The 22,314-nt window shown below is 47.5% G+C and carries 19 protein-coding genes; 14 read left to right on the forward strand and 5 right to left on the reverse strand.

The window, feature by feature from the left end:
- The first annotated feature begins 21 nt into the window (after positions 1-21).
- The 3 genes from L5L97_RS15270 to L5L97_RS15280 all read left to right on the forward strand — a co-directional run bounded on the left by L5L97_RS15270 (position 22) and on the right by L5L97_RS15280 (position 6,101).
- A complete protein-coding gene (locus L5L97_RS15270; protein WP_263182665.1) occupies positions 22-1,566 on the forward strand; it encodes an efflux RND transporter periplasmic adaptor subunit in 1,545 nt (514 codons plus the stop codon).
- A gap of 9 nt (positions 1,567-1,575) precedes the next feature.
- A complete protein-coding gene (locus L5L97_RS15275; RefSeq protein WP_263182666.1) occupies positions 1,576-4,716 on the forward strand; it encodes an efflux RND transporter permease subunit in 3,141 nt (1,046 codons plus the stop codon).
- Positions 4,717-4,934: 218 nt separating this feature from the next.
- Positions 4,935-6,101 (forward strand): ribonuclease T2, encoded by a 1,167-nt coding sequence (locus L5L97_RS15280; protein ID WP_263182667.1) that lies wholly within the window; start codon positions 4,935-4,937, stop codon positions 6,099-6,101.
- Positions 6,102-6,180: 79 nt separating this feature from the next.
- Here L5L97_RS15280 and L5L97_RS15285 read toward each other — a convergent pair whose 3' ends face one another.
- The 3 genes from L5L97_RS15285 to plsB form a co-directional block, all read right to left on the reverse strand.
- Positions 6,181-6,954, reverse strand: coding sequence for a VOC family protein (locus tag L5L97_RS15285; RefSeq protein ID WP_198572397.1), 774 nt, complete (start codon positions 6,952-6,954; stop codon positions 6,181-6,183).
- 148 nt (positions 6,955-7,102) lie between these two features.
- Positions 7,103-8,359 (reverse strand): tryptophan permease, encoded by a 1,257-nt coding sequence (gene mtr, locus L5L97_RS15290; protein WP_263182670.1) that lies wholly within the window; start codon positions 8,357-8,359, stop codon positions 7,103-7,105.
- The gene (gene plsB, locus L5L97_RS15295; protein WP_263182672.1) at positions 8,359-10,782 is read right to left on the reverse strand and encodes a glycerol-3-phosphate 1-O-acyltransferase PlsB; all 2,424 of its coding nucleotides are present in this window, start codon (positions 10,780-10,782) and stop codon (positions 8,359-8,361) included. The genes mtr and plsB overlap by 1 nt, the downstream gene beginning before the upstream one ends.
- Positions 10,783-10,942: 160 nt before the next feature.
- Between plsB and lexA the strand changes: the two genes are divergently transcribed.
- The 6 genes from lexA to L5L97_RS15325 all read left to right on the forward strand — a co-directional run bounded on the left by lexA (position 10,943) and on the right by L5L97_RS15325 (position 17,065).
- Positions 10,943-11,563, forward strand: a complete 621-nt coding sequence (gene lexA, locus L5L97_RS15300; RefSeq protein WP_105250639.1) for a transcriptional repressor LexA — start codon at positions 10,943-10,945, stop codon at positions 11,561-11,563.
- Positions 11,560-12,072, forward strand: coding sequence for a cell division inhibitor SulA (locus L5L97_RS15305; protein WP_131524817.1), 513 nt, complete (start codon positions 11,560-11,562; stop codon positions 12,070-12,072). Before lexA ends, L5L97_RS15305 begins: the two co-directional genes overlap by 4 nt.
- A 403-nt stretch (positions 12,073-12,475) precedes the next feature.
- Positions 12,476-14,008 carry a cytochrome c oxidase subunit II gene (gene coxB, locus L5L97_RS15310; protein WP_263182674.1) on the forward strand — a complete coding sequence of 511 codons (1,533 nt, stop codon included), beginning with the start codon at positions 12,476-12,478 and terminating at the stop codon, positions 14,006-14,008.
- 9 nt (positions 14,009-14,017) lie between these two features.
- A complete protein-coding gene (gene ctaD, locus L5L97_RS15315) occupies positions 14,018-15,610 on the forward strand; it encodes a cytochrome c oxidase subunit I (protein ID WP_105250642.1) in 1,593 nt (530 codons plus the stop codon).
- Position 15,611: 1 nt separating this feature from the next.
- Positions 15,612-16,193 (forward strand): cytochrome c oxidase assembly protein, encoded by a 582-nt coding sequence (locus tag L5L97_RS15320; protein WP_198572399.1) that lies wholly within the window; start codon positions 15,612-15,614, stop codon positions 16,191-16,193.
- Entirely contained in the window at positions 16,190-17,065 is an 876-nt protein-coding gene (locus L5L97_RS15325; protein WP_105250644.1) for a cytochrome c oxidase subunit 3, read from the forward strand. The genes L5L97_RS15320 and L5L97_RS15325 overlap by 4 nt, the downstream gene beginning before the upstream one ends.
- Positions 17,066-17,069: 4 nt before the next feature.
- Here L5L97_RS15325 and L5L97_RS15330 read toward each other — a convergent pair whose 3' ends face one another.
- Positions 17,070-17,288 carry a DUF2909 family protein gene (locus L5L97_RS15330; protein WP_263182675.1) on the reverse strand — a complete coding sequence of 73 codons (219 nt, stop codon included), beginning with the start codon at positions 17,286-17,288 and terminating at the stop codon, positions 17,070-17,072.
- Between L5L97_RS15330 and L5L97_RS15335 the strand changes: the two genes are divergently transcribed.
- The 5 genes from L5L97_RS15335 to L5L97_RS15355 all read left to right on the forward strand — a co-directional run bounded on the left by L5L97_RS15335 (position 17,287) and on the right by L5L97_RS15355 (position 21,264).
- A complete protein-coding gene (locus L5L97_RS15335; protein ID WP_263182724.1) occupies positions 17,287-18,051 on the forward strand; it encodes an SURF1 family protein in 765 nt (254 codons plus the stop codon). The two genes, L5L97_RS15330 and L5L97_RS15335, sit on opposite strands and share 2 nt — an antisense overlap.
- 90 nt (positions 18,052-18,141) lie before the next feature.
- Positions 18,142-18,687, forward strand: a complete 546-nt coding sequence (locus tag L5L97_RS15340; RefSeq protein ID WP_263168575.1) for a hypothetical protein — start codon at positions 18,142-18,144, stop codon at positions 18,685-18,687.
- Positions 18,687-19,664, forward strand: coding sequence for a COX15/CtaA family protein (locus L5L97_RS15345; RefSeq protein ID WP_263182677.1), 978 nt, complete (start codon positions 18,687-18,689; stop codon positions 19,662-19,664). Before L5L97_RS15340 ends, L5L97_RS15345 begins: the two co-directional genes overlap by 1 nt.
- A gap of 14 nt (positions 19,665-19,678) precedes the next feature.
- On the forward strand, positions 19,679-20,584 hold the full coding sequence (gene cyoE, locus L5L97_RS15350) for a heme o synthase (RefSeq protein ID WP_263179127.1): 906 nt from the start codon (positions 19,679-19,681) through the stop codon (positions 20,582-20,584).
- Positions 20,585-20,631: 47 nt separating this feature from the next.
- Positions 20,632-21,264 carry an SCO family protein gene (locus tag L5L97_RS15355; RefSeq protein ID WP_263182689.1) on the forward strand — a complete coding sequence of 211 codons (633 nt, stop codon included), beginning with the start codon at positions 20,632-20,634 and terminating at the stop codon, positions 21,262-21,264.
- Here the strand turns inward: L5L97_RS15355 and L5L97_RS15360 are convergent, their stop codons facing one another.
- Complete coding sequence (locus L5L97_RS15360) at positions 21,265-22,311, reverse strand: polysaccharide deacetylase family protein (RefSeq protein ID WP_168827212.1); 1,047 nt, start codon at positions 22,309-22,311, stop codon at positions 21,265-21,267.
- Positions 22,312-22,314 lie beyond the last annotated feature (3 nt).

Genomic DNA, 22,314 nt, shown 5'->3' on the forward strand with positions numbered 1-22,314 from the left:
GCTAGGCTGGAGATGAGGCATATGAATTCATTAAAAACCGTAAAAAAGCAGACCCCTAAAGCCGTACTGATCTTGAGTAGCTTACTCTTAGGTACACCTTGGTTGAGCCATGCCCAACTGGCGAGCACACAAGAGCCCGTGGCAACCGAAGCTGCAGTAAATTCTGCAACAGCGCCTAAGAATAATCCGTTAAATCAAGTAAAAACCTACACTTGCCCTATGCATCCTGAAGTGCTCAGCCATGAGCCTGGTCGCTGCCCTAAGTGCAATATGTTTTTAGTTGAAAAGGAAGGTACCGATACCAATTCAGCAGATCCACATGCTGAACATCAACATACAGATCACTTAGCGACAGAACATGCGCACACCTCGACCACGAAAGCGGCAAGCCAAGTGTTCGACACACCAACCCCTAAGGCTAACAATCTTGTTAAAAAAACCAGCGAAGAAACAACAACTAAGTACATTTGCCCTATGCATGCCCACATCATCAGCGATGTACCCGGTACATGCCCTATCTGTGGTATGAATTTAGAAAAAGTCGAAACGGGTGGTAACACTCACGAAATCAATATCAATGTTTCCGGCAGCATGCAGCAAGCGCTAGCCATAAAAGTCGCTAAAGTTGAGCGCGATACGCTATGGAAATTTGTCGAGACCGTTGGACAAGTGGATTACGATGAAAGCCAAATAACGCATATCCATGCTCGAGTAACGGGTTGGGTTGAAAAACTAATGGTTAAGTCCATGGGAGACACAGTCAAAAAAGGGCAGCTACTCTATGAAATCTATTCACCGGATTTAGTCAATGCTCAGGATGATTATTTACTCGCCTTAGATACCGCCAAAACAGCAGGCAATCAGAGATATCAGGATCTTGTTCGTAGAGCAGGCTTAAGACTGTCATTTTTAGGATTTACCGAGCAACAAATCAAGCAATTAGCCGACTCGCGCCAAACCCAATATCGGGTACCCTTTTATGCACAACAGGATGGTGTAGTCGAAACACTGTCTATCCGCGATGGTATGTATATTGAGCCATCCACCGAAGTGATGTCGTTAGTCGATCTCTCTAAGGTATGGGTCATAGCCGATGTGTTTGAAAATGAACAAAGCTGGATAGTCAAAGGCCAACAGGCTGAAGTGGCTGTGCCCGCCATGAACTTAAGCGGGATAAAAGGCACTATAGATTATATCTATCCGGAACTTGATCCTGTCACGCGTAGCTTGCGAGTGCGTGTTGTGCTCAATAACACCCATGTTTCCCTTAGACCTAAAACCCTCGCCAAGGTCTCGCTTTTTGGCGGCCCCAATAAAGACACGCTAGTAATCCCACAGGAAGCCTTAATCCAAACGGGTAAAGAGAATCGCGTGATAGTCAAACAAGACGACAATAGTTTTGCCGCTAAAGTCGTGACCGTCGGCATGATGAGTCAAGGTAAGGCAGAAATTGTCTCGGGCTTAACCGAAGGCGAGCGCGTGGTGATCTCAGGGCAATTTTTACTCGACTCCGAGGCCAGTCTCAAGGGCAGCTTAATGCGTTTAAGCAGCGGTCATCAGCACTAGGAGCGCGTTATGTTGAAATATATTATCGAGGCGTCAATCAGGCAGCGATTGATGGTGCTGATTATCGCCATCATGATCACTGTTTGGGGCGTACAAGAGCTGCGCAAAACGCCGCTTGATGCGCTGCCGGATTTATCCGACGTACAAGTGATCATTAAAACCCCTTACCCGGGTCAAGCGCCAAAATTGGTTGAAGAACAAGTGACTTACCCTTTATCTACCGCCATGTTAGCTGTACCCGGCGCCAAAACGGTACGCGGCTATTCCATGTTCGGCGATTCTTATGTCTATGTGATTTTTGAAGATGGCACAGATATCTACTGGGCGCGCTCACGGGTACTCGAGTACCTGAGTCAAATTAGCAGCCGTTTGCCCCAGGGCGTACAACCTTCACTCGGTCCCGATGCATCCGGTGTCGGTTGGGTGTATGAATATGCGCTGGTCGATCGCTCTGGCAGTTTAGATTTATCACAACTCAAAAGCCTGCAGGACTGGTATCTTAAATTAGAGCTACAAAGCGTGGCTGGCGTGTCTGAAGTCGCCACCGTCGGTGGTATGGAGCAGACCTACCAGATCGTACTCGAACCCGACAAAATGGCGATCTATAAACTGGATATCGCCAGCATTAAAGATGCGATAGAAAAATCTAATAGCGAAGCTGGCGGCTCGGTCATCGAAATGGCTGAAGCCGAGTATATGGTGCGCGCCAAAGGCTATCGTCAAACCCTTGAGGATTTCCGCGAAATTCCCCTTGGTATCACCAGCCCTTCTGGTACAGGTTTATTACTGAAAGATGTTGCTACCGTACGCAAAGGCCCTGCCTCACGCCGCGGTATAGCCGAACTTGACGGCGAAGGTGAAGTCGTAGGCGGCATTATTGTGATGCGTTACGGCGAAAATGCTTTATCCACGATTGATGCCGTAAAAGCTAAGCTTGAAGAACTGAAAGCTGGTTTACCCGATGGGGTTGAAATCATCCCCACCTACGACAGATCCCAATTAATCCTTAATTCCGTTGATAATTTATTCAGCAAGGTCGTCGAAGAAATGCTAGTGGTAGGGTTGGTCTGCCTGCTGTTTTTACTGCACGCACGCTCAACCTTAGTCGCCATCATTACCCTGCCGCTTTCAATCCTGATTGCCTTTATCGTAATGAATAAGATGGGGGTGAATGCCAACATTATGAGTCTTGGGGGTATCGCGATTGCCATAGGCGCAGTGGTGGACGGCGCAATTGTGATGATTGAAAACCTGCACAAACATTTGGAACAGTTTCACACAGAACACAACCGAGAACCCGATACTAAAGAACATTGGCGAATCGTCACCGAAGCGTCGATTGAAGTCGGCCCTGCGTTATTTTTCTCATTGATTATTATCACCTTAAGCTTTGTGCCTGTGTTCGCACTCGAAGCGCAGGAAGGCCGTTTATTTGCACCGCTGGCCTATACCAAATCCTTTGCTATGGCCGCTTCCGCATTATTAGCAATCACATTAGTGCCAGTCTTAATGGGCTATTTTATTCGGGGAAAAATTCCGAGTGAGCATAAAAATCCCATCAGTCGCGTGCTGATCGCTTTATATAAGCCCTCGCTTAATCTGGTACTTAGGTTTCCTAAAATCACCCTAGGATTAGCATTGATTGCCTTAGTCAGCGCTTGGTATCCGATGACGCGCATGGGCAGTGAGTTTATGCCCGAGTTAGAAGAAGGCGATTTACTCTACATGCCAACCGCGTTACCAGGACTCAGTGCGGGCAAAGCCGCCGAAGTGTTACAGCAAACGGATCGTTTGATTAAAACCGTGCCCGAAGTGGCCCGCGTGTTTGGCAAGGTAGGCCGCGCCGAAACCGCGACCGATCCCGCGCCGCTGACCATGCTTGAAACTACTATCATGCTCAAACCCCATGAGGAATGGCGTGAAGGCATGACCTTAGATGGCATCATTGCCCAACTACAGCAAACCGTCAAAGTACCAGGACTCACCAATGCTTGGGTGCAACCTATCAAAACCCGTATTGACATGCTCTCGACGGGGATAAAAACCCCCGTCGGCATTAAGATCACTGGTGCCGATGTCAACGAGCTGCAAAGCATAGGAGCTAAGATAGAAGCCATTCTCAGCAAAGTGCCACACACAAAATCAGCCTATGCTGAACGCAGTGGTGGCGGGCGTTATATCGATATCACTCCCAAACTGGATGTCGCCGCACGTTACGGTATGTCACTACAAGATATTCAAGATGTCGTGCGTTACGCCATTGGCGGTATGGATATTGGCGAGTCGGTACAAGGGGCTGAGCGCTATCCCATCAACCTACGTTATCCCCGTGAGCTACGCGATAATATCGAAAAGCTGCGCGAACTCCCTGTGATCACTAAATCGGGAAATTATCTACCACTGCGAAATTTAGCGGATATAGAAATCACCGATGGCGCACCTATGCTCACCAGTGAAAACGGTCGCTTAATCTCTTGGGTGTTTATCGATATTGAAGGCACGTCTATCGGCGAATATATTACGACCGCCAAGCAAGCTTTAAATGCCGAACTCAAGGTGCCCCCGCGCTACAGCTACACTTTTGCAGGGCAGTACGAATATATGCAACGGGTAGATGCAAAACTTAAGCAAGTGATCCCTATGGCATTAGCCGTCATCTTCATCCTGTTGATGATGACCTTTGGCTCCACCATTCAGGCCAGTATTATCATGCTCAGCCTCCCCTTCGCGTTGGTCGGCAGCACTTGGCTGTTATACCTACTGGATTACAACATCTCAGTGGCTGTCGCCGTCGGTATGATTGCCTTAGCGGGTGTCGCAGCCGAGTTTGGGGTAATAATGCTGGTGTATCTCAATAACGCCATTAAGCACAGACAAGAGAAAGATAATTACCACAGCGTCAGCGACTTAAAAGAAGCGTTAATGGAAGGTGCCGTTATGCGGATCCGCCCCAAAGCCATGACGGTAGCGACCATCTTCTTCGGCCTACTCCCCATTATGTGGGGTGCAGGATCGGGTAACGATGTGATGCAGAAAATTGCCGCACCTATGGTCGGCGGCATGGTTACGGCCCCATTACTGTCACTGTTTGTACTACCCGCGCTTTATCTACTGATTTATTCGCGTAAATTAAAGAAAGACGCGGCGTAATTGAGTGTACGGCGCTAGAACACCGATAAAAATCCCCTCAAACCATTAAAGTTTAAGGGGATTTTTTCATTCAATCAGATTAAAAATCTAATTTTGCAACAGTGCCATATACCACTCTGGGTAAAATAAGCCTCTAAGTTTATAGCGCTTATGTGTACCATTGACTCAGTGCCACACAGAATTGACTCAATTCACTGCCGTAGGAAGGATCCCATCACATGACCAAGTCATTTTGTTTAACCATCAGCCGGATATGGCCGCAAGCACTTTCCCTTAAAACCCCATCACGTGCGTTACTTGCTGCATTCGGTTTATGCGCTGCGCTCATCATTACAGCACCCGCCTTTGCCGCACCCGCAACCGGTGAATTCGTTGCCGACAAACGCTGTGAGCTATTTCAATCGAAAAATAAGCAGACGAATCCAGACCAATGGCAGAGCAATATTGGTGAGCGCTACCCTGTACTTGAAATCCTCGGCAATAGCGCTAAACCTGATTGGCTAAGAGTGCGCACCAATGCGGTGAAGTCTCCCATGCGTTGGATCAGCGGCGATTGTGGTCAATATCTATCTAATGTTGCTGGCAGTAATTTATCAACACCTGCAACGGCGGCGGAACCGGCACAAACCACCACGGCATCAGACATCAAAGCAAAAAACCGAGATAGCCTTAAAGAGCATGGTACCCCAGAGAAACGCCAAGGGAATCAATGCCAAATTGGTGGTGAATTCGATGCTAACGTGCTCGCATTAAGCTGGCAAAGCACCTTTTGTGAACTCTATGGCCGCCGTAAAGCCGAATGTCGCGCCCTCAGCCAAACGCCAGAAGCGAGCCAATGGCAACACTTCAGCCTGCACGGACTGTGGCCGAATAAACAACAATGCGGCACGCGATATGGCTATTGCAGCACAGTCAAACTGCAACCGAATGATTTCTGTACTTATCCAGAGTTTGAACTGAATCCATCGGTGCGCAAAAATTTAGAAGAAGTCATGCCAAGCGCCCAATATGGCACCTGTTTAGAACGCCACGAATGGTGGAAACACGGCACTTGCCGTAGCCAAGACCCTAACGAGTACTTTTTATTGGCAACCCAGCTGACCCAAGCGGTCAATGCCTCGGCATGGGTACAAAAATTTATTCATGACAACATAGGTAAGAGTGTCAGTAAAAGTGAGTTAAACCAAAGTTTTGATAGCAGCTTCGGTCAAGGCGCTCACACTAAAATGAGTCTTGAATGTGGCAAGGGATTACTAAGTGAAATCCGCATTAACTTGCCCGAAGTCATTAAAACCTCTGACTCCTTACCTAGCCTACTCGCCAAAGCCAACAAGGCCTCAAAAGGCTCCTGCCCTGAAACAATCATGATTGATAACGCTAATTAAACAAATAGTTAGACAAATAAAAAAAACGGCGATTTAGCGTCGCCGTCTTTAACCTTAATGACAGTCCTTAATATGGCTGTCACATCTGATTAAGCTTGATCACCGCAAAGGTAGCGCCTTGGGCGTCAGCAATGACAGAAAATCGTCCCACATCAGGGATATCACTAGGCGGAATGCACACTTGCGCGCCTAAGCTTTGGGCTTTCTCAGCAAACGCATCGCAATCCGCCACCACAAAATAGAGCAGCCAGTGGGGAGAAATGTCGCCCCATTCAGGCATTATCGTCATCATACCGCCGATGGATTGACCATCAAGCTGCCATTCTGAGTATTCAATGTCAGGCATGTCACTTGGCATGTTGGTCCAAGGGAAGATTTTGCAGTAAAAGGCTTCTTCAGTACGCGGCTCTTTGCAAGCCAGCTCAACCCAGCAAAGGGTATTGAGTTCACCCTGACGGCGAGCACCTATGTGGTTCTTCGCTTGCCACAAAGCAAAGCGTGCGCCTTCAGGATCGCTGACCTGCGCCATCACGCCCGCATCACCCACAATATGCGGCCCCATGTGCACTTGGCCGCCCGCCGCTTGAATCGCTGCAATGCTGGCATCCATATCATCGACGGCAAAGTAGATACGCCAGTGGCTGGGGATATGTGCTTCCGACTCAGGGATTTGATACATGGCGCCTAAGTCATCTCCCGCTAAATTAAATAGCGAAAAGTGACCTTCAGGGATCGGCATTTCGACCGAGTTCCAACCAAATAACGCTTGGTAAAATGCTGTAGCCCCCTGCCAATCATGGCTTGCAAGTTCAACCCAACATGCATGTCCTTGTGCGTACTGAGTCATTTTCATTATCGGCTCCTTTGTTTTAACAATCATTCGAGTTAAGCCTGAGTTTGTATTTCTGTCCAGTATTCAGGTTAAAAAGATCTGTAAGACAAAACTCAACCGCTAAAGACAAAAAAGCCCTCACATGGAGGGCTTAAATCATCACAACAAATTAGGAATATTGCGGCAGTAAATTTGCCATCGCGAGCAGATGACATGCACCCGTGACTATGCCAAATAACACCACAAGAATAATCAGCGGTGTACCGCCTATCACTCTAAAACCTGTGCTATCGGGGAACAACTGCCGCGATTTATAGGCCATCAGCGCTGGGACAATTACCGCCCACACTGTCGCCGCTAATGCCGCAAAGCCAATCGCCACCAAGAAGCCATCGGGAAACAGTAATCCTAAAATCGTTGGCGGCACAAAGGTCACTAACGCGGTTTTCATTCGGCCAGAGCGTGAATCATCAAAACCAAATAAATCGGCAAGATAATCGAACAGACCTAAGGTCACCCCTAAGAAAGATGAAGCCACAGCTAAGTTAGCAAACAGGGTCAACATACTGTTTAACCAGCTACTCGCCATCACCTCAGACAAAGCGCCCACCAACACCCCCATATTGCCGCCTTGGGCAATAATGTCGATAAACTGGCTGCGGGGAATATTACCCATAGTCGCCACTAACCAACAGGCATAAATCACCAGCGCGATAAAGGTGCCGACGAAAATCGCCTTGATAATGGTGGAGGAATCTTTGCCGTAATACTTCACTAAGCTGGGAACGTTACCATGGTAGCCGAAGCTGGCGAGACCAAAGGGCAGCGCCGCCCACAGATAAGGTGAAAAACGGTTATTACCATCGGGTTCGAGCAACTTAGTCACATCAATTTCGATCAATAAATTGCCGATCGCGAGGAAGAAGGTAATGATCATACCGCCGAGCATAATCGTGGTAATCCGATCCACGGCTTTAGTACTGATCAACACTATGCTCGCTAATACTATGGCGAACACCAGCCCTGCCACGCTTTGCGGTAACTCAATTCCCATGCCCTGCAAGCTGTGATTCACAATCGAACCACCGCCGCTGATATAGGCATAGGTCAAAATATACAACACGAAAGCGATAGAAACGCCGTTCACTATCCGCCAAAACTGCCCAAGAGTTTGCTTGCTTAAGGTATCGAAGCTAGCACCGAGTTCGAAATGTAAATTGGTTTCGAGCAACAATAAACCCGACATCAACATGCAAAACCAAATGCCCAATAACATCAAAATCGAATAGCCAAACCACATACCTGCACCGACCACCGGCAGAGAAAACATCCCAGCACCTACGGTCGTGCCAGCAATAATCATGGCACCACCGAGCAAGGACTTACCTGCGGGCTTATGCTTAGCCGCATTCATATGATTTGCCATTAAACTGTGTGCTCCGCGGTGACACTCGCCACTATCGTTTGTCTCACTGACGGACGTAATAAGCTATTGGCCTGATCTCGTATGCGATTGATATTGGACTTATCTTCACTATCCGCCAGATATCCCAATTCTTTAAGCTTCACGCTCAAAGTACCGTAGAGTTTTTTATCGTAGAACTCAGGCGCGGTAATACCATGTAAAGCCCCTAAACGCTGGGCGAGTAAATGGCTCTCAGACTCAAGTTCTGAGCGCTCCATTTTAGGTCTGTTCGCTAACAGATTGAAAATAATAGCGTAGCGTTGCAGAGTTTCACTCACTGAACTGGCTAACAACAATAATTGGCTTGAGTGCTCAGGCACGACAGTTAAGGTATCAGTCTCAACCACTAAATCTTGCCCAATCAGGAAATCCAGCACTTGCTCAACATAGGCTGGTAAGTCTTTAATTCCCATGAAGAGTTCGGCTTTTAGCAGTGGATAAAAATCGGCAACGATTGAAACCACTTGCTGGCGCAGGATCTGTTCATTATGGGTTAAACAACTCGCAATTAATGAAGGAACAATAAATAAGTGAATGATATTGTTACGATAGTAAGTCATAGACACAGCCTGACTCGCTTCAATAGACACTATTTCCCCTAAAGGATCGGCACTAACAACAAACTTGTTCAGCTCTAAACCTTGCTGCACTAAATGCTTACCATCACCTTCGGCAACAGATGTATAAGAAGTGTAAGGCACTTTTTTGAGTAGGGTCAGATACAAATCAAGCTGACGCTCCAGCAGACTACGTTCTAAGGCGTTTTGATCTGTCGCCAGTAAAACTAAGCTAGTCAAAGTCACAGAACTCGCGGCTGCGGCATCATTGATACGCGTCATCACCCGATTAGCCAGCACGTTTACCGCTGGCGTTAACCAACTTGGTTTCTGCTCGGGATCATCGGCCAACTCAGCACGCCAGTTTGGCGCACGCTCATTTAAGAAATTTTGCAGGGTAATAGGCTCGCCAAAATTCACATAACCTTGGCCAAAATTACCTAATTTGCGAATGGCACCGAACACCTGCCACACAGATTCTTTTTTCTTTTTCTTACCGCTTAACTCTTTATGGTAAGTCGCCACTTCCATCACATGGTCATAGCCTAAATACACAGGCACAAGTGTGACAGGACGTTCAATACCGCGCAGTACGCTGTTCATCGTCATGGCGATCATGCCAGTTTTCGGCGCCAACAGACGGCCAGTACGTGAACGGCCACCTTCGGAGAAGTATTCCACTGAATAACCTTTAGCAAACAGCTGATCTAAATACTCACGAAATACTGCGGTGTACAGCTTGTTACCATTAAAACTACGGCGGATGAAGAAGGCACCACCGCGACGGAACATAGGTCCCGCGGGCCAGAAATTGAGGTTAATGCCAGCAGCAATGTGCGGCGGAACCATGCCTTGATAATACAAAATATACGATAACAGTAGGTAATCCATGTGGCTACGATGGCAAGGCACATAAACAATTTCGTGGCCGTCGTGGTGCAGCTGGCGAACTTGCTCGGCACCTTTAATGTTGATCCCGCTGTAAAGCTTGTTCCACAGCCAAGTTAAGAAACGCTCAGCAATACGCACTAAACTGTCTGAGTAATCGGCTGCTATTTCATCGAGGTACTCAATAGCCGTCTCGCGCGCTTGGGTCTCAGAAATCTTTTTACTGGCGGCTTCTTCTTGAATCGCTTTGCGCAGCGACTCAGATTTGAGTAACGAATGAAACAGTGCTTGGCGGTTTGGCAGCACAGGCCCTGTCATTACCTTACGTTGACGACGGAAATGCACGCGTGCAACCCGTGCTAACTTATGGGCAATCCCCATGTCGGTGCCATGTTCGTCAGCCATGTAACGCAGGGATACGGCATTCGAAAACTGCACGAAGTTATGTCGACCTAAGAACAAAATCATCAAGCACTTGCGCAGCCAAGTCGGGTTTTCCCGCTCAAATACGGCCGCCTTCATAGTGTCGTCTTCTTTCCCTGGCGTGCGACCCCAATACAAGCTCACGGGTACCAGTTGAATATCTAATTCAGGACGTTCCTTATGCACGGCTAACAAACGCATAAAGCATTCGAGGAAAGGCTCATTACCAGCACGTTCGCCAAACAGTGGCTTACGTCCTTGAAGACAGACAACCCGAGGCGCAGTCACACCATTAGCCACTAGAGGCTCATAAGGGCTTGGTAAGCCTAACTTAGCCGTTATTTCGCTCAAAGCAGCGATGTCACTGAGGGATTCTGTTTTCATCACATAAACAAGGGGTCTGGAAGCATCCAGATTCAGATCGGCAAAGGGATCCTGAGGTACCACAATAGTGTGCACTAAGTGTTTTTGGATCCAACGTAATGATTTCAACCAAAGAGAGTCGTGTTTAGGCATTATTCTTATGCAATTAAGTGCGTTTACTAGCCCGATAGAATACCAGACTATGGGCAATATTCGCTAATTCTCTCCAACATAGCTAAAAAGTGGTTAATACTTGCGCTGCAAATAATACTGTATATACTAACAGTAACTGTATAGAAAAACAGGAAACACCATGAGACCTTTGACGCCACGCCAAGCTGAAATATTAGAGCTAATTAAACGAAATATTGCCGATACTGGCATGCCACCCACTCGGGCAGAAATCGCAACCCGTTTAGGTTTTAAGAGCGCCAATGCGGCTGAAGAACATCTTAAAGCGTTGGCAAAAAAGGGCTGCATTGAGATCATGCCAGGCACATCTCGAGGCATTCGTCTGCCTGCGGAAATCGAAGATTTGACTGAAACAGGTTTACCGCTCATCGGCCAAGTGGCCGCAGGTGAACCTATCCTCGCCCAAGAACATGTTGAACAGTACTACCAAGTCGACCCAAGCATGTTTCATCCCGCCGCCGATTTTTTACTGCGAGTAAAGGGCGACAGCATGAAAAATATCGGTATTCTCGAAGGTGATTTGCTGGCAGTTCATAAAGTAGAACAAGCTAGAAATGGTCAAGTGGTTGTCGCTAGAGTCGATGACGATGTCACTGTTAAACGTTTCGAAAAAAAAGGTAATGTAGTCTATCTACATGCCGAAAATGAAGATTACTCCCCGATTAAAGTGGATTTAGGCTTCCAAAGTTTAACAATTGAAGGACTCGCCGTCGGTGTGATCCGTAATGGAGATTGGCTATGAATAAACTACTTGGCAATGCCCCCCGCCATCCGGGCCTGTGGCTCGATGAAGTCCGTGATGCTGACTATGACTGGCACCATGCGCCCATCGCCTGCATGCCAACTAAGACTCAAGGTCGCCAAGAATTAATTCATCTGAGTGCACAACTCGCTCAGTTAAGCCAACAGGGCCGTTGGTTAGTGCTCATCAACCCTCCAAGTATTGGCTACAAGCAAATGCTCGCCAGCGCAGGTGTGCGTATGGATAGAGTTTTGCTGGTACATGCTAAAGATGAAGTCGAAACCCTGTGGGCGATGGAGAAAGCCCTAACAAGTGGTACGTCCAGTGCAGTCATTACTTGGACTCAATCATTGGATGCGCGGGATAATCGACGCCTACAAATCGTGGCTAAAAGTGCCCGAGCTATGGGCATAGTGCTTGAAGACGTAAACAGTCACTTACATGCCGACGTACGCATTGAGCAAGGCAATCTCTTCGGTCAGCAATCTTTTTTTAGCGCTGTACATTAAATATTCATTTAATTTTTTACCTTGAAAGCCGCCTCACCTATGAATGTGAGGCTTTTTTTTGGCAATTTTTCAGATAATTAGATAAATAAGTGATCTTGATCAATATTTAAACAGCAAGTATGGTTGGTTAAGTCGGTGATGATATATCACCTTCCGTGGTCAATGAATCGAGTATTTATCGAACTCGAAGCGCCACTAAAAATAGAGAACAGATTTATTTCAGCAGTATGTGCCAGCGTGGCTAATTACCAGCAGTAACAATACTTGATTAAAAGTAACAGCCGCCAACGCACGTTGAAGTCAAAAAAGCTTTTTTGGGAACTGAAGAGTTTGCATAGAGTTGAGACTTACTGTGTTGCTCTTCTTTGTAGTTGCTATTCGCAATTGGCAGAGGAGAAGTCTTGTGAAGCAATTGTTGTATTGTTTACTCGTGGTGCTTTTCGCACCACCGTTGACCGCCGCGGACATGCGGTTCAACATGACCCCTGGCGTGACCGAGATCAGTGGCAAGGTTTATCACTTGCACATGACCATCTTGTATATCTGCTGCGCAATAGGCCTAGTGGTCTTTGGCGTCATGATTTACGCCATGATCAACCACAGAAAATCCAAAGGCGCTGTCGCGTCCCACTTTCACGAAAGCACTAAAGTTGAAATCGCTTGGACGATTCTGCCATTTATCATTTTGATCTTAATGGCGATTCCAGCGACAAAAACTTTAATCGCAATGGAAGATCCCAGTAACGCCGATCTCACCGTAAAAGTCACGGGTTCCCAATGGAAATGGCATTACAGCTATTTCGATCAAGATATTGATTTTTATAGCATACTGACAACACCCAGAGCACAAATCGAAGGCACCGAAACCAAGGGTGAAAACTATCTATTGGAAGTCGATAAACCGCTCGTTCTACCGATAAACCGCAAAATCCGCTTTCTGATGACTTCAGAGGATGTCATCCATTCTTGGTGGGTACCCGCCTTTGCCATTAAGAAAGATGCCAACCCTGGATTTATCAATGAGGCCTGGACTCGCATCGACAAACCCGGCATTTATCGTGGTCAATGCGCCGAACTCTGCGGTAAAGACCATGGTTTTATGCCTATCGTAGTACAAGCCTTACCCGAAGCCGAGTTTGAGGCTTGGGTCACAGAGCAAAAACAAGCCGCAGGTGCTGCGGCTGAAGCCGCTCAAGCCGCTTTATCACAAACCCTAAGTAAAGAAGAGTTGATGACTCTAGGCGAACAAGTTTACCTCGGGCACTGCGCAGCCTGCCACCAGCCCAATGGCGAAGGATTGCAAGGCGTATTTCCGCCCCTTAAAGGTAGCCCGATTGCAACGGGACCGCTCAGCGGCCACCTTGAAATTGTGCTCAACGGTAAAACGGGTACAGCCATGCAAGCGTTTAGTAAACAATTGACTGCACAAGAAATCGCGGCAGTGACTACCTACGAGCGTAATGCTTGGGGCAATAATACTGGCGATGCAGTGCAAGCCAAAGACGTCAACGAGTACATGAACGGCAATTCTGCACAAACATCCGCCGCGGTACCAAGCAGTACAACTCCGACACCCGCACCTGCAGACGTCTCAGCTGCAATCGATCCCGCAAGCCTCCCCACACTCAGCCATGACGCCCTCATGGCCGAAGGTGAAACTGTCTACGCGACCTTCTGTGCTGCCTGCCATCAAGTGACAGGTGCAGGAATACCACCCGCCTTCCCCGCGCTAGTGGGTAGTGCTATCGCCATTGGACCAGTCGCCAATCACATCGATATTGTGATGCACGGCAAAACGGGCACGGCTATGCAGGCATTTGGCAAACAGCTTAGCCCACAGCAACTTGCAGCAGTCATTACCTATGAACGCAATGCTTGGGATAACAATACCGGCGATACAGTGCAACCTGCTGATATCGCAAGTCATGGACAGTAGGGGATAATGATGAGCACTACGACTCAAGATCAAACCGCAGCCCATGATGACCATCATCATGGTGCGCCAAAGGGCATCATGCGCTGGCTGCTAACCACCAACCATAAAGACATAGGTACTTTGTATTTATGGTTCAGCTTCATTATGTTCTTAACCGGTGGCGCTATGGCCATGGTGATCCGCGCTGAACTCTTTCAACCTGGATTACAATTGGTCGAGCCCAACTTTTTCAACCAAATGACAACTGTTCATGGGCTGATCATGGTATTCGGTGCGGTAATGCCAGCCTTTACAGGGCTCGCTAACTGGCTGATCCCGATGATGATAGGGGCGCCCGATATGGCGCTGCCACGGATGAATAACTGGAGTTTTTGGATACTCCCCTTCGCCTTCACTATCCTTCTCAGTTCGCTATTTATGGAAGGTGGCGGACCTAACTTTGGTTGGACCTTCTACGCACCACTATCAACAACTTATAGTCCAGATAGCACGGCGCTCTTTGTATTTTCTATTCACATCATGGGGATAAGTTCGATCATGGGCGCAATCAACGTGATTGTGACCATAGTGAATTTACGCGCGCCAGGCATGACATGGATGAAGTTACCATTGTTTGTGTGGACTTGGCTTATCACGGCATTCCTACTGATCGCGGTTATGCCCGTACTCGCTGGCGCAGTGACTATGGTGCTGACAGATAAGTTTTTCGGCACGAGTTTCTTCGATGCGGCTGGCGGCGGCGATCCTGTGATGTTCCAGCATATTTTCTGGTTCTTCGGCCACCCTGAAGTCTACATCATGATCTTGCCGTCCTTTGGCATCATCTCTGCCATAGTCCCAGCCTTCAGTCGTAAACCCTTATTTGGCTATGCATCCATGGTTTATGCTACGGCTAGTATTGCAATTCTGTCGTTCCTCGTGTGGGCGCACCATATGTTCACCACAGGTATGCCTGTGTTTGCCGAGCTGTTCTTCATGTATTGCACTATGTTGATTGCAGTGCCAACTGGAGTGAAAGTGTTTAACTGGGTTGCCACTATGTGGCGCGGCTCACTCAGTTTCGAAACGCCCATGCTGTTTGCTGTAGCCTTTATCATACTCTTCACTATTGGCGGTTTTTCGGGATTAATGCTCGCCATTACACCCGCCGACTTCCAGTACCACGATACTTATTTTGTTGTGGCACATTTCCATTATGTGCTCGTGACTGGTGCGATTTTCTCCATCATGGCAGCGGCCTATTACTGGCTACCTAAGTGGACGGGACACATGTACAACGAACGACTGGGACAATGGCATTTCTGGTGCTCGGTGATTTCAGTCAATGTGCTATTTTTCCCGATGCATTTCCTTGGGCTGGCAGGAATGCCAAGGCGTATCCCTGACTACTCGATTCAATTTGCCGATGTTAATCAAATCGTCTCGATTGGTGGGTTCGCCTTCGGCTTATCGCAATTGATTTTCTTAGTATTAGTAATTAAGTGCATCCGTGGCGGCGAAAAAGCTCCCGCTAAACCTTGGGAAGGTTCCGAGGGTTTAGAGTGGACATTGCCAAGCCCTGCGCCTTACCACTCCTTCACGACACCACCTGAGGTGAAATGAAATGGCAACCCAACACCAGCAAGATAAATCTAAGTCAAATCGTAAACTTATCAGCATGTTAGTTATAGGCTGTATTGGCATGTTTGGCTTTGGATTCGCGCTGGTGCCGCTCTACGATGTGTTGTGCGAGCAACTCGGTATCAATGGAAAACCCTCCAATACCGCGAGTAGTTATCAAGCAATCACAGTAGATACAAGCCGAATAGTGACTGTGGAATTTATTTCTCAGGTACAAACAGGCATGCCATGGACATTTGCGCCACAAACCAAACGGCTCGAAGTTCACCCTGGCGAGCTAATCCATACGGCATTTTTGGCGCGCAATATGTCCGCTAAAGCAACTATTGGCCAAGCGATACCTTCAGTTTCGCCCGGCCAAGGTGCCGCTTATTTTAATAAAACAGAATGCTTTTGCTTTAATCAACAACCCTTAGCGGCGGACACTAGCGCTGAGCTGCCGCTCATTTTCTATGTGGATCCTCAGTTACCTGAGTCTATCCATACTCTGACCCTCTCTTACACTCTCTACGACATTACCGACAAGCAGTTAGCGTCTGCCATAGAGCAAGGAGCTGCAAAATGACAACGAAACATCAGTCTTACTACGTTCCATCCCAAAGTGTCTGGCCTATTGTAGGTGCCATTGGCTTGTTCTTAATCGCCTCTGGTGCAGGCCTTTTCGTGCAACAGTTGAAATCAGGTGCATCCGGTGGCGGTTATGTGCTGCTGGTTGGGATAGCTGTGATCCTATTCATGCTGGTAGGTTGGTTTAGAACCGTGATCCAAGAGTCGATGGCAGGGCTCTATTCTAGCCAAATGGATCGATCGTTTCGCCAAGGTATGAGCTGGTTTATTTTTTCGGAAGTTATGTTTTTCGGGGCTTTTTTCGGGGCACTATTTTATGCCCGCATGTTCGCAGTGCCTTGGCTCGGTGGCGCATCGAATAATGCCATGACCCACGAAGTACTCTGGCCTCAGTTTGAAGCTATTTGGCCGCTCATTACTACGCCAGATGGCACTAAAACCCAAGCTATGCCATGGACTGGACTGCCATTAATCAACACTATCGTACTGCTAACCTCCTCAGTTACCTTACATTTCGCCCATGTCAGCCTAGAAAAAGGTAAACGTTCTGCCATTACTCTCTGGCTCGGTATCACCATACTCTTGGGTATGGGTTTCCTTGCCTTACAGGCAGAAGAATATATGCATGCCTACCGGGAAATGGGACTCACTCTGACCTCTGGGATTTATGGCAACACCTTCTTCCTGTTAACTGGCTTTCACGGCATGCATGTCACTCTGGGGACTCTCTTTTTATTCGTGTTGTTTTTCAGAGTGTTGAAGGGGCACTTTAGCGCAGATAAACATTTTGCGTTCCAAGCGGGGAGTTGGTATTGGCACTTTGTGGATGTGGTCTGGCTGTGTCTGTTTATTTTCGTTTACGTTCTCTAGTGCTTTAGTAAGGCGTGGGATTGGGGCTAATTAACCCAGTCCCTAAGGCCACCAGCAATAACAGGATAACGAGCACGGAGAAAATCACTCGCCGCCCAAGATAACGGCTCATAGACACTTTTTCATCACCTTTCCCCATAATAAACAAGGCGCGACCTAGATTAAAAATGATGAATAGCAACAGCAGAACTAAGACCAACTTAAAAATGAACAGGCTATTCATACAATATCCTCATGTTCTGCTGAATAAATTAACGGTTTTTCTACTGATATTGACTGTGGCTGTATTAACTATATTGGTCAAGTTGGGTTTATGGCAGTTAGCCCGTGGTGAAGATAAAACGACGCTTTTAGCCCAAATGGAAGCAAGGCAAGCTTTGCTGCCATTAAGTTTTGAGCAGCTCCAGCTCAAGGTCAGCAAAGAAGGCGTAACGGGTTATCGACTGCAAGTACGCGCCACTCCCGCAAGCTCACAAATCTGGCTACTGGATAATCAAATCTATCAAGGTCAAGTGGGCTATTTAGCCTTCCAACCATTGCAAGTAGAAGTTGAAAAACCTTGGTTGCTGGTCGAGTTAGGCTTTGTTGCCGCAGGCTCCCATCGGGATGAGTTGCCCCACATCACTCCCCTAAGCGGGGCATTAAATATCGAAGGCAGGCTTTATCAAAAGCAAATCAATCCCTTGAGCCAAGCTTTAATGGCAGAAACAGGGACAAGTATTCGCTTTCAAAATTTAAATATGCCCGAAATGGCTAAGGTATTAGGGCACCCAGTGTTACCTGTCGTGTTGCAACCAGAGCAATTACCTTCCCTCACATTGCCCCATCCTTGGCAACCTTTCCCACTGTCAGCACAAAAACATTGGGGCTATGCATTGCAGTGGTTTTCGATGGCAGCCGTATTTGCAGGGCTAATGCTGTGGCAAGGGATTAAATATGTAAAACGCCATAGCACCCAAACAGTCGCAAACTCAAGGAGCAAATAGGGAAATTCGTACCATACTTAGCAAGACACTAATAAAACTAAATAAATATAAAACAATAAATTAGGGATAATTTGAATGAGAGGAGCAAGCATGAACTCCCAGAACAAATCTAAACACAAAGCATTAGGGCTATTACTGCTGGCGTTTATTGCCCCCGTAGTGATTGCTAAGCTAGTGCTGAGCCTGAATTTATACCATGGCGGTGCCACCAATCATGGCGAGCTGATCAGTCCCGAAACCAGTTATGCCAGCCTTGGGGTTGAAAATTCTAATCCCAAAGAATGGCAACTACTGTATTTATTGCCCGCCAAATGCAACGATACTTGCCGCGAACGCCTGTATATTTTGCGCCAAAGCCACACAGCGCTAGGGCCAGATCAGGCGCGAGTAGAACCGCTCATCCTCACCCATCCCGACAGCGATCTTAACGCCTTAAGCACCTTTAACTTCAATACTCGTCCCGCCAATGCAGGCTTAAGCAAATGGTTAGATGAACAGCAGCTAATCATAGTCGATCCCTTAGGCAGCTTAGTACTGCGCTACCCTCAAGTGCAGGGCAAAGAAGCACATTTAGCTCAAGGCAAGGCACTGATTGCGGATCTGCGTAAGTTGTTAAAACTGTCGAGGGTAGATTGATGCAACTAACTTGGACCCTACGCTTAACCTTAGTCTTTACCCTATTGGTGATTTTAATGGGCGCTTACACCCGCCTATCGGATGCAGGGCTCGGCTGCCCCGATTGGCCAGGCTGCTACGGCCATATTAAAGTGCCCACCCAAGACCATGAAATCGCCCATGCGCAAACTATATTCCCAGATCACGATATCAATCCAAAGAAAGCTTGGCTGGAAATGATCCACAGATATATCGCAGGCGGACTTGGCTTACTGGTGTTGTTCATCTTAATTTTGTGCTTAAAAACACCGGAAGCACCCAAAAAGTTGCCGATCATCATAGTGCTGCTGATCCTTTTTCAAGGAGCGCTAGGTATGTGGACAGTGACCATGAAACTCATGCCAATAATTGTGATGTCGCATCTTATTGGTGGCTTTAGCCTAATCTCGCTGCTGTTACTCCTTTACCTGCGAACCCGACCTCGGCGTATATTTAATAGCGAAACTCATGCTCGACATCTCGCACCGTTAGCATTGGTGAGCCTATTCGTCCTTGTGGGTCAGATCATGCTGGGCGCTTGGACATCATCGAATTACGCGGCGCTCGCCTGCACCTCTTTACCCATCTGTGAGGGAAATTGGGTAGATAACTTAGCAATAGCCGAGGCATTTTCACCGTTCCAAGGCCAACACCCTAGCTTCGAATTTGGTGTGCTCGATTACCCTGCACGAATGACTATCCACGTAGCCCACAGAATTGGCGCTATCGTCACTGCCAGCTTGTTACTCGTGCTCGCCTACCGATTATTTGTTGGCGCTACGGAACTTAAGGCTTTAAGCCTTTTATTAGTGGGGCTAGTCATACTACAAGTGAGCTTAGGTATTTCTAACGTAGTGATGCATTTACCACTCGGTATTGCCGTGTCTCACAACGGTGGTGCGGCACTACTGCTACTGACCTTAGTCACAATCAACTATTTTTTATGGCGCAAAGCATAAGCGAGGGATCCAAGATGGCAAAACCACTCTCAATCACCAGTAGCCTGCCCACTTTCAGCGTAACATGGCGCGCCTATTTTGAAATGACCAAACCTAAAGTGGTTGCACTGATGCTGCTCACAGTCTTAGTCGGCATGTGTCTTGCTGTGCCCCATGCAGTCCCCGTTCAACCTTTAATCGCCGGTATGCTGGGTATTGCTATGATGGCGGGTTCTGCGGCGGCGTTGAATCATCTGATCGATCGCCGTATCGATGGCTTAATGGCGCGCACCTACAATCGCCCACTGCCTAAGGGACGCATTTCGGCCACGCGCGCGTTAATTTTCGCCGCTAGCTTAGGTAGTTTTGGCTTTATCGTCTTATATTCCTTAGTCAATCCACTCACAGCTTGGTTGACCTTTGCCAGCCTGATTGGCTATGCCTTGGTTTATACTGCCTATTTGAAACGCGCAACATCACAAAATATTGTGATCGGTGGCCTTGCGGGAGCTATGCCACCCTTGCTGGGATGGACGGCAGTGACGAACGAATTTCACGGCCATGCGTTATTGCTAGTGATCATCATTTTTACGTGGACGCCACCACATTTTTGGGCACTGGCCATTCACAGACGCGCCGAATATGCCAAAGTAGATATTCCCATGCTGCCAGTCACCCACGGTGTCGAATTTACTAAAACCTGCATCTTGCTCTACACAGTATTGCTGGCGATTGCTTGCCTGTTACCTGTGCTGGTTGGCATGTGTGGGCCAGTGTATTTCGTCAGCTCGAGTTTACTCAGTACGGGATTTATCTATAAAGCATGGCAACTTAAATATCGGGATCATGATGGCTTAGCGATGCAAGTGTTCCGCTTCTCTATCTACCATTTAATGTTGTTATTTATGACATTACTGCTAGACCACTATTTGTGGAACTAGTGTATGGAACGAGTTTGTCGCGCTAACCTGTATTTATGGAGCGAATAATGCAGAAAAGAATTTTAGTCATCGCCATTTTGTTGTTCGGTCTTGGCGGCCTATTTGCGGTGAAATTTAATCCACCAAAACCTATCGAGTTAGAGAGCGGTTTTCTGTTTCCACAGGCCTATGAATTAGCGCCCTTTGAATTGATTGATCAACATAAGCAGGCTTTTACCAACGCCAGTTTGCAGGGAAAATGGAGCTTATTCTTTATCGGTTTTACCTTTTGCCCCGACGTTTGCCCGACGACCTTAAATAAACTCGCGGCAGCTTATCCCGATCTAAACAAAATTGCGCCATTGCAGGTGGTGTTTTTATCCGTCGACCCCAAACGGGACACACCGGATAAACTCCTGACTTATGTTAATTTTTTCAATCCAGAATTTAAAGCGGTCACGGGCGAGCAGACACAAATCTTCCCGCTCACCCGCAGCTTAGGACTGACCTATGCCATGGTCGGTGAAGGGGAAAACTACCAAGTCGACCATAGTGCGGGTTATGTGTTGGTGTCGCCGCAGGGAACGCGAGTCGCAGTGTTTAAGCCTACGGCAGCGTTAGGCAAACCGCCGCAGGTGTTAAATGATGAAATGATTAGCGATTTTAGAAAAATAGTGGCGCAATACAAACCTAGCAGTTGATCACTCTTTGACCCAAGAGCCATCGTCCTTTGGCCTCACCCAAGGCTGAGAAAACCAATAGTAGCCATTACGCGCCTTACTCGGCGCTGTGCAGTTATAACGCGAGCGCCCCGCGGGCAAGGCTAAATCCGCTTGAACACTAAACTCGTTTTCATTGAGCCAAGTCGGCTGTTTTGAACCTTGCCCTTGGATGTAACACATCACTTGCTTAGCAGAGATATCACTCATATCGAGGGTCACTTTAAGCTCTGGACGCCAATGACCGCCCTTTAACTCAGGATCACTTGGGGTTTGTGCAATCACAGGCATATTTAAGCTGTATAACTTTGCCTTAAGGCTTTTTAGGTCAGCATATTGTCCTGCAACGGGGAAACGCGGCAGTGCCGTTAATGGCGAATAGGGCCCCGCGGCACCGGACTGTTGCCCAAAAGCGACAAAGCCGTTCTCAGTTAACATATCCTGCAACGCTTGATTGTACTCACCGTAGGGATACGCCAGCATTTTAAAATTGTGCCCTGTGGCATCTGCAATCGCTTTTTCTGTATCTAAGATATTGGCTTTTATCCGCGCTAACCACTGCGCCTGTGATTCATTTTCTAAGGCGCGGATCAAATGTTCGTGCGCCCAACTGTGGTTAGCAATATCGGCGCCTTCCTTGGATAGTGTGATGAGTTCATCCCAAGTCATCATCTCGGTAAACTTTTGTTTAATCGGCTCAATTGCCACAAACAAGGTGTAGGGGAATCCAAATTCCTTTAGGATAGGATGCGCCGTAGTCGCTATACTGCGATAACCATCATCGAAGGTAATTGCGATTGTTTTAGCCGGTAAATCTTGTTTTTGCTTGATCGCTTCAACCACTTTAGAAAGCGGGATCACCTTAAAGCCGTCATCGACGAGAAACTGCATTTGCTCACGAAATTGCGCGGGCGTAACGCTGGTTGCCGCCGGAGTGGTTTCTGACACATGGTGATATTGCAGAATGACCACGGCATGGGCAGAAAACGTCATTAGCCCTATGAGTGCCAACAGCACACGTTTAACCATAAT

It is taken from the genome of Shewanella sp. SM71, assembly GCF_025653905.1.
Lineage (GTDB): Bacteria > Pseudomonadota > Gammaproteobacteria > Enterobacterales > Shewanellaceae > Shewanella > Shewanella oncorhynchi.